The 6,000-nt window shown below is 70.4% G+C and carries 10 protein-coding genes; 7 read left to right on the top strand and 3 right to left on the bottom strand.

Annotated features, from left to right (window positions below):
- Positions 1-159: 159 nt before the first annotated feature.
- The 3 genes from ACZ4FV_RS45405 (at position 160) to ACZ4FV_RS45395 (ending at position 1,889) form a co-directional block, all read left to right on the top strand.
- Positions 160-999 (top strand): sulfurtransferase, encoded by an 840-nt coding sequence (locus tag ACZ4FV_RS45405; protein WP_395864386.1) that lies wholly within the window; start codon positions 160-162, stop codon positions 997-999.
- A 42-nt stretch (positions 1,000-1,041) separates the two neighbouring features.
- Positions 1,042-1,335 carry a DUF1416 domain-containing protein gene (locus ACZ4FV_RS45400; RefSeq protein ID WP_020552259.1) on the top strand — a complete coding sequence of 98 codons (294 nt, stop codon included), beginning with the start codon at positions 1,042-1,044 and terminating at the stop codon, positions 1,333-1,335.
- A gap of 230 nt (positions 1,336-1,565) precedes the next feature.
- Positions 1,566-1,889 (top strand): DMT family transporter, encoded by a 324-nt coding sequence (locus ACZ4FV_RS45395; protein ID WP_395864384.1) that lies wholly within the window; start codon positions 1,566-1,568, stop codon positions 1,887-1,889.
- A 24-nt stretch (positions 1,890-1,913) separates the two neighbouring features.
- Here ACZ4FV_RS45395 and ACZ4FV_RS45390 read toward each other — a convergent pair whose 3' ends face one another.
- Positions 1,914-2,276, bottom strand: a complete 363-nt coding sequence (locus tag ACZ4FV_RS45390) for a DsrE family protein (protein WP_360319300.1) — start codon at positions 2,274-2,276, stop codon at positions 1,914-1,916.
- A 241-nt stretch (positions 2,277-2,517) separates the two neighbouring features.
- On the opposite strand from ACZ4FV_RS45390, the gene ACZ4FV_RS45385 reads away from it, so the two are divergent.
- The 3 genes from ACZ4FV_RS45385 to ygfZ all read left to right on the top strand — a co-directional run bounded on the left by ACZ4FV_RS45385 (position 2,518) and on the right by ygfZ (position 4,531).
- Positions 2,518-3,033, top strand: coding sequence for a heme-binding beta-barrel domain-containing protein (locus ACZ4FV_RS45385; protein ID WP_402236073.1), 516 nt, complete (start codon positions 2,518-2,520; stop codon positions 3,031-3,033).
- A gap of 75 nt (positions 3,034-3,108) precedes the next feature.
- On the top strand, positions 3,109-3,534 hold the full coding sequence (locus tag ACZ4FV_RS45380; protein ID WP_395864380.1) for a Fur family transcriptional regulator: 426 nt from the start codon (positions 3,109-3,111) through the stop codon (positions 3,532-3,534).
- A 46-nt stretch (positions 3,535-3,580) separates the two neighbouring features.
- Positions 3,581-4,531 (top strand): CAF17-like 4Fe-4S cluster assembly/insertion protein YgfZ, encoded by a 951-nt coding sequence (ygfZ, locus tag ACZ4FV_RS45375; protein WP_395864378.1) that lies wholly within the window; start codon positions 3,581-3,583, stop codon positions 4,529-4,531.
- Between the two features lie 28 nt (positions 4,532-4,559).
- Here the strand turns inward: ygfZ and ACZ4FV_RS45370 are convergent, their stop codons facing one another.
- Together ACZ4FV_RS45370 and dtd are read right to left on the bottom strand one after the other, a co-directional pair.
- Positions 4,560-4,748 (bottom strand): hypothetical protein, encoded by a 189-nt coding sequence (locus ACZ4FV_RS45370; protein WP_395864376.1) that lies wholly within the window; start codon positions 4,746-4,748, stop codon positions 4,560-4,562.
- Between the two features lie 145 nt (positions 4,749-4,893).
- Positions 4,894-5,319 (bottom strand): D-aminoacyl-tRNA deacylase, encoded by a 426-nt coding sequence (gene dtd / locus ACZ4FV_RS45365; protein WP_395864374.1) that lies wholly within the window; start codon positions 5,317-5,319, stop codon positions 4,894-4,896.
- An 82-nt stretch (positions 5,320-5,401) separates the two neighbouring features.
- On the opposite strand from dtd, the gene ACZ4FV_RS45360 reads away from it, so the two are divergent.
- On the top strand, positions 5,402-5,923 hold the full coding sequence (locus tag ACZ4FV_RS45360; protein ID WP_395864372.1) for an RsiG family protein: 522 nt from the start codon (positions 5,402-5,404) through the stop codon (positions 5,921-5,923).
- Positions 5,924-6,000: the final 77 nt, after the last annotated feature.

The raw sequence follows: 6,000 nt of genomic DNA, 5'->3' as shown, positions 1-6,000 counted from the left end.
CCCCCCCCCCCCCCCCCCCCCCCCCCCCCCCCCCCCCCCCCCCCCCCCCCCCCCCCCCCCCCCCCCCCCCCCCCCCCCCCCCCCCCCCCCACGCCCGGGTGTACCCCGAGACCGCACATCCGCGGCAATCCCGCGCACTTCTGCACCGGAGGTATCCCCATGAGCCGCTCCGACGTTCTGGTAGACGCCGACTGGGTCCAGGCCCGCCTGGACGACCCGAAGGTCGTCCTCGTCGAGGTCGACGAGGACACCAGCGCCTACGTCAAGAACCACATCCGCGGTGCGGTGCGCATCGACTGGCGCGACGACCTCCAGGACCCGGTCAAGCGCGACTTCGTCGACGAGGCCGGCTTCTCCGCGCTGCTGTCGGCCAAGGGCATCTCCAACGACGACACCGTCGTGCTCTACGGCGGCAACAACAACTGGTTCGCGTCCTACGCCTACTGGTACTTCAAGCTCTACGGCCACGGCGACGTCAAGCTGCTCGACGGCGGTCGCAAGAAGTGGGAGCTCGACTCGCGTGAGCTGGTCGTCGAGGTGCCCGAGCGCGCCGCGACCACCTACGTGGCCAAGGAGCAGGACAAGTCGATCCGCGCCTGGCGCGACGACGTGCTCGCCGCGATCGGCACGCTGAACCTGGTCGACGTGCGTTCGCCCGACGAGTTCTCCGGCAAGCTGCTCGCCCCGGCGCACCTGCCGCAGGAGCAGTCGCAGAAGGCCGGCCACGTGCCGACCGCGAAGAACATCCCGTGGTCGAAGGCCGCCAACGACGACGGCACCTTCAAGACCAACGAGGAGCTCACCGCGCTGTACGAGGGCGAGGGCGTGGACCTGGCGAAGGACACCATCGCCTACTGCCGGATCGGCGAGCGCTCGGCGCACACGTGGTTCGTTCTGCACGAGCTGCTGGAGCAGGGCAACGTCCGCAACTACGACGGTTCGTGGACCGAGTACGGCGCGCTGGTCGGCGTGCCGATCGAGCTCGGCGACGGCAAGTGACCGACGGCTACCCGACCAACCCGACTTCAGGGAGCAGGAACGATGTGCGGTGCGAAGGCCGGCGGCCCGGATCTGGCAGGAGTTGACGTGGCGAAGGAAACCATCATTCAGGGGGCGGTGACCAAGGGCGGGCAGCCGATCAACGGTTACGTGCGCCTGCTCGACGCGGGTGGCGACTTCACCGCCGAGGTGCCCACTTCCGCGACCGGCCAGTTCCGGTTCTTCGCGGCCCCGGGCAACTGGACCGTGCGGGCACTCGTGCCCGGCGCGACCGTGGACCGCAGCGTCGTGGTGTCCGAGAAGGGCACCGTCGCCGAGGTCGAGATCGCGGTCTGATCCCCGACGGGTCGGGTCTCCTTCGGACGTACACCCTCGGAACCCGCTACCCGATCGGTGGCAAGAACGGCTCCGCCCCTCCCCACGTGCTCGGGGGAGGGGCGGGGTCGTTTTTGGTGTGTGCCCCGGGTCGTCGGGGCAGAAAGGTTTCCGTATCTTCGGGGGATCCGCCTCGGGTGGATCTTTCGGGGCGGGGCACCGGAAGCAGGGCGCGACGCCGGGAGGCACACGTGGCATGGGTGATCGTGATCATCGCGGGAGTCCTGGAGACCGGATTCGCCATCATGCTCAAGCAGAGCCACGGATTCACCCGGTTGTGGCCCACTGTCGGCTTCGCCGCGTGCGCGCTGGGCAGTTTCGGGCTGCTCACCTACGCGCTCAAATCCCTGGAGGTGGGCCCCGCGTACGCGGTGTGGACCGGGATCGGCGCGGCGGGCACCGCGCTCGTGGGCATCTGGCTCCTGAACGAGGGCGCGTCGCCGCTCAAACTGATCTCGATCGGCTTGGTCCTGCTCGGCGTGATCGGCCTGAACATCTCCGGAATCAGCCACTGACCGCGAAGCCGCGCGGCCGATCGGTCAGTACACCAACGCCTGGGCGCCGTCGGCGAGCGCTTCCTGAACGAACACCTGCGCGCCCGCGATCCGGATCCCCGGCAACACGTCGTCGCCGGTGATCTCGCGGCGCGCCGCGCACTGCGTGCACAGTGTCACCCGACCGCCCGCGATCAGCGCGTCGAGCAGATCCGGCAGCGGCGCGGCGTGCGGGAGTTCGAACTCGGCGGCGCGCCCGGGCAGGGCGAACCAGGACGACTCGCCGGTGAGCCACAGCGACACGTCCACTCCCGACGCGAGCGCCACGGATGCCACCGTGAACGCCTGGGAGCAGCGCTCCGGCGCGTCCTGACCTGCGGTGACCTTGACCACGAGAGATCGCTTCACGGCCCGCAGCCTATACACTGAGGCCGTTTGGCACCCGGCCAGGTCGACCTGGCCCACCCGTACAGAGCACGAGGAGCACCCGGGCGATGCACATCTTCTTCATTGCGCTGTTGGCCGTGGTCGGCGTCCTCGTCGCGTGGTTCGCCGCCCTGACCGTGTCCAAGCTGTACAAGGGCCAGAACTGAGCGCGGGACCGATAGGCTGACCCGCCGTACCCGACCCCGGAAGCGGCCGCCCCACCATGATCGAAATCCCGGACGACCTGCACTTCGACGCCGTCCCGCTCGCGTTCCTGCTCGGCACCTGGGAAGGCGCCGGTGTCGGCGACTACCCGACCATCGAGGCGTTCCGCTTCGGTCAGCAGGTCACCTTCGGCTACATCGCGAACAAGCCGTTCCTCACCTACACCTCGCGCACCTGGCTGCTCGACGACGAGGGTGAGCGGGTGCGCCCGCTGGCGACCGAGACCGGCTTCTGGCGTTCGAAGCTGGACGGTTCGGTCGACGTGACCCTCGCGCACCCCACCGGGATCGTGGAGATCTGGCTGGGCAAGGTGGACGGCCCGCGCCTGGAGATGCGCACCGACGTGGTCGCGCGCACCGAGGACGCGAAGGACTACACCGCGGGCCACCGGCTGTACGGTCTGGTCAAGAGCGAGTTGATGTACGCGTACGATATGGCCGCCATGGGGCATCCGCTCCAGGCCCACGTCTCCGCCCAGCTCAAGCGGGTCGACGCCGACCTCGCGGCCGAATAGCGCCGGACGGCGCCGAACCGGACGCGACCGCGCCGAGGAGCCCGGGGACCGGCCCGCACTCGTAAACTTCCCTGCGTGAGCACTGACTGGAAGCACGAACTTCGGGAGAAGGGCTACCGGCTCACGCCGCAACGCCAACTCGTCCTCGAAGCGGTGAACACCCTGGGTCACGCGACGCCGGACGAGATCCTGGCCGAGGTGCACAAGACGGCCGGCGGGATCAACATCTCGACCGTCTACCGCACCCTGGAACTGCTCGAACAACTCGACCTGGTCACCCACACCCACCTCGGGCACGGCGCGCCGACCTACCACCCGGCCGACGTCGGGGGCCATCTGCACCTGGTCTGCCGGGACTGCCGTCGGGTGATCGAGGTGGGCACCGAAGTGGCCGCGGCGATGGGCGAGCAACTGCGCGCCGAGCACGGATTCGACATCGATCTCGCGCACTTCGCGATCTTCGGCCGCTGCGCAGAGTGCACCGCGGCCCGGGTTCCCTGAACCGGGGCAACGGCACTGGGCCGCACCGGTCTCGTACTGTGGGGACATGCCCACGAGCCCCTTGTTGTCCCTGCCCGGCGCGGTCGCGGCGGAAGCCCCCGACGCCGGCGTCGCCGCGCACTACGGCGATCCCCTGCGCGAACAACGTCGGCTGGAGGCGGGCGAGGGCTTCGTCGACCTCTCCCACCACGACGTGATCAAGGTGAGCGGTCCGGATCGGCTGAGCTGGCTGCACTCGCTGACCACGCAACACCTGACCGACCTGAAGCCGCACGAGGCGACGCTGACCCTCGTGCTGAGCCCGCACGGGCACATCGAGCACGCGCTGTACGGGGTGGACGACGGCGAGGCGTTCTGGGCCCACCTGGAGCCCGGCGAGGCGCCCGCGCTGGTCGAGTTCCTGGACCGGATGCGCTTCATGTTGCGGGTCGAGGTCGCGGACGTGTCCGCCGACTTCGCGATCGTGCACGAGGCGGGCGACCCCGGCGACACGCCCGAGGAGGTGCTGGTGCGCGCCACGGATCACGGCCGCGAACTGTTCCTGCCGCGCGAGCGCCTGGAGCGGTACGGCCGCGAGCACGCGCACCCGGCCGGCATGTGGGCGTACGAGGCGCTGCGGATCGCCGCGTACCGGCCCCGGCTGGGCCAGGAGACCGATCACCGCACGATCGTGCACGAGCTGGGTCTGATCGACACCGCCGTGCACCTGGACAAGGGCTGCTACCGGGGCCAGGAGACCGTCGCGCGCGTGCACAACCTGGGCCGCCCGCCGCGCCGGCTGGTCTTCCTGCACCTGGACGGCACGCCGGAGGCGCTGCCCGCGCACGGCGCGCCGGTCGAACTCGCGGGCCGGCAGGTCGGCTTCGTCACCAGCGCGGTGCGCCACCACGAACTCGGCCCGATCGCGCTGGCGCTGATCAAGCGCAACACCGCGGTGGACGCGGAACTCCTGGCCGGCGGCGTGCCGGCCACCCAGGAGATCGTGGTCCCCGCGTAGTCCTCGTCGGCCCGGGCGGGCCCTTCGGCTAGCGGATCTCGCGGCGGCGGATGCGGTGCAGGCGACGCCGCTGCGAGCGGTCCAGGGTGAAGTAGGCGACGACCGGCAGGCCGATCGCGACCGCCACGACGGTCCAGGCGATCCACGACGGCAACACGATCAGCGCGATGATGGCGACGACGATCCCGGCCGCGATGTACGGCCCGCGGTGCGACATGGTCCAACCCCTTTCGGTCGGTGTACCCGACGCCCATTCTGCTTCCCCGCAGGGCCCGCGAACATGGGGAGAACCCCCGGGAACGAGAATCGCCGGGGCGCGCGTCCGGCTCACCCGCGGGGGTCGTGGGGGTCGCGTGCGCCGGTCACATGTCCACGACGAGGGTCATCGGGCCGTCGTTGACGAGCGCGACCTTCATGTCGGCGCCGAACACGCCGGTGGCCACCTGCGCGCCCAGCGCGCGCAGTGCCGCGACGACCTCGGCCACCAGGGGTTCGGCGACCGGGCCCGGCGCGGCCTCGTTCCAGGTCGGTCGACGACCCTTGCGGGCATCGCCGTACAGGGTGAACTGGCTGATCACCAGCAGCGGCGCGGACAGGTCCGAGCAGGACTTCTCGCCGTCCAGGACGCGCAGGCTCCACAACTTCGCGGCCAGTCGGCGGGCGATCTCGGGAGTGTCGGTGTGCGTCACGCCGACCAGGACGCACAGTCCGGGGCCCACGATCGAGCCGACGACCTCCCCTTCGACGGTCACGGATGCTTCGGTCACGACCTGCAGGACGGCACGCATGGGCCCATTCTGCACACCCGTCCGGACCGATTCCGAGCCATGTGGCACGCGGCGGTCTGCCCGACATGACACGATGCGTCTCATGGTGGATCTTCCCGACGGAGTGGCCCCGGAGGCCATCCGCGCACTCACGCTGAGTCGGGTTCGCGAGCTCATGCGTGACGCCCAGCGCGAGGAGAACGATCTGTCCTACCTGCGGAGACTGCTGCAAGGGCGGATCGACATCCTGCGCGCCGAACTGGCCCGGCGGTCCGGCCAGGACGGTGCCGAACCCGAATCGCCGGTGGTGGGCCGGCTGCCCGAGATCCTGTCCGAGTCCAGACCGCCCACCCGGGGCGCGCGGCACGTCAACGTCCAGCCGCCGCGCACCGACCGCTACCGGAGTTGGATCGAGCAACTGCTGGCCGACGTGGGCCTGTCCGACCTGGCCGCGCACACCGACGCGGAACTGGGCGAGGCGCTGGACAAGCTCGGCGCCCACGAGCAGGAGGTGTCCTCGCGCCGGCACCGCCTCCAGCGCACCGCCGACGACTGCGCAGCCGAGATCACCCGCCGCTACCGCGAGGGCGAGGCGAAGGTGGAGGACCTGCTGTCGGGCCGATGACCACGTCGGGTCCGAACAAGCGGCACGATCGACTCCGCATGCGGTTGCTAGCAGGGTGCTTGCAATAGCAAGCACGA

The organism is Embleya sp. NPDC025285 (assembly GCF_055558835.1).
Note: the sequence above shows the minus strand (reverse complement) of the source record. Positions and strands in the feature narration are given on the sequence as shown.

What these genes read in the sequence shown, in the direction of transcription:
- ACZ4FV_RS45405 (WP_395864386.1), top strand. Translation starts at nt 160, where the DNA reads ATGAGCCGCTCCGACGTTCTGGTAGACGCCGACTGGGTCCAGGCCCGC.
- ACZ4FV_RS45400 (WP_020552259.1), top strand. Translation starts at nt 1,042, where the DNA reads ATGTGCGGTGCGAAGGCCGGCGGCCCGGATCTGGCAGGAGTTGACGTG.
- ACZ4FV_RS45385 (WP_402236073.1), top strand. Translation starts at nt 2,518, where the DNA reads ATGATCGAAATCCCGGACGACCTGCACTTCGACGCCGTCCCGCTCGCG.
- ygfZ (WP_395864378.1), top strand. Translation starts at nt 3,581, where the DNA reads ATGCCCACGAGCCCCTTGTTGTCCCTGCCCGGCGCGGTCGCGGCGGAA.
- ACZ4FV_RS45370 (WP_395864376.1), bottom strand. Translation starts at nt 4,748, where the DNA reads ATGTCGCACCGCGGGCCGTACATCGCGGCCGGGATCGTCGTCGCCATC.
- dtd (WP_395864374.1), bottom strand. Translation starts at nt 5,319, where the DNA reads ATGCGTGCCGTCCTGCAGGTCGTGACCGAAGCATCCGTGACCGTCGAA.
- ACZ4FV_RS45360 (WP_395864372.1), top strand. Translation starts at nt 5,402, where the DNA reads ATGGTGGATCTTCCCGACGGAGTGGCCCCGGAGGCCATCCGCGCACTC.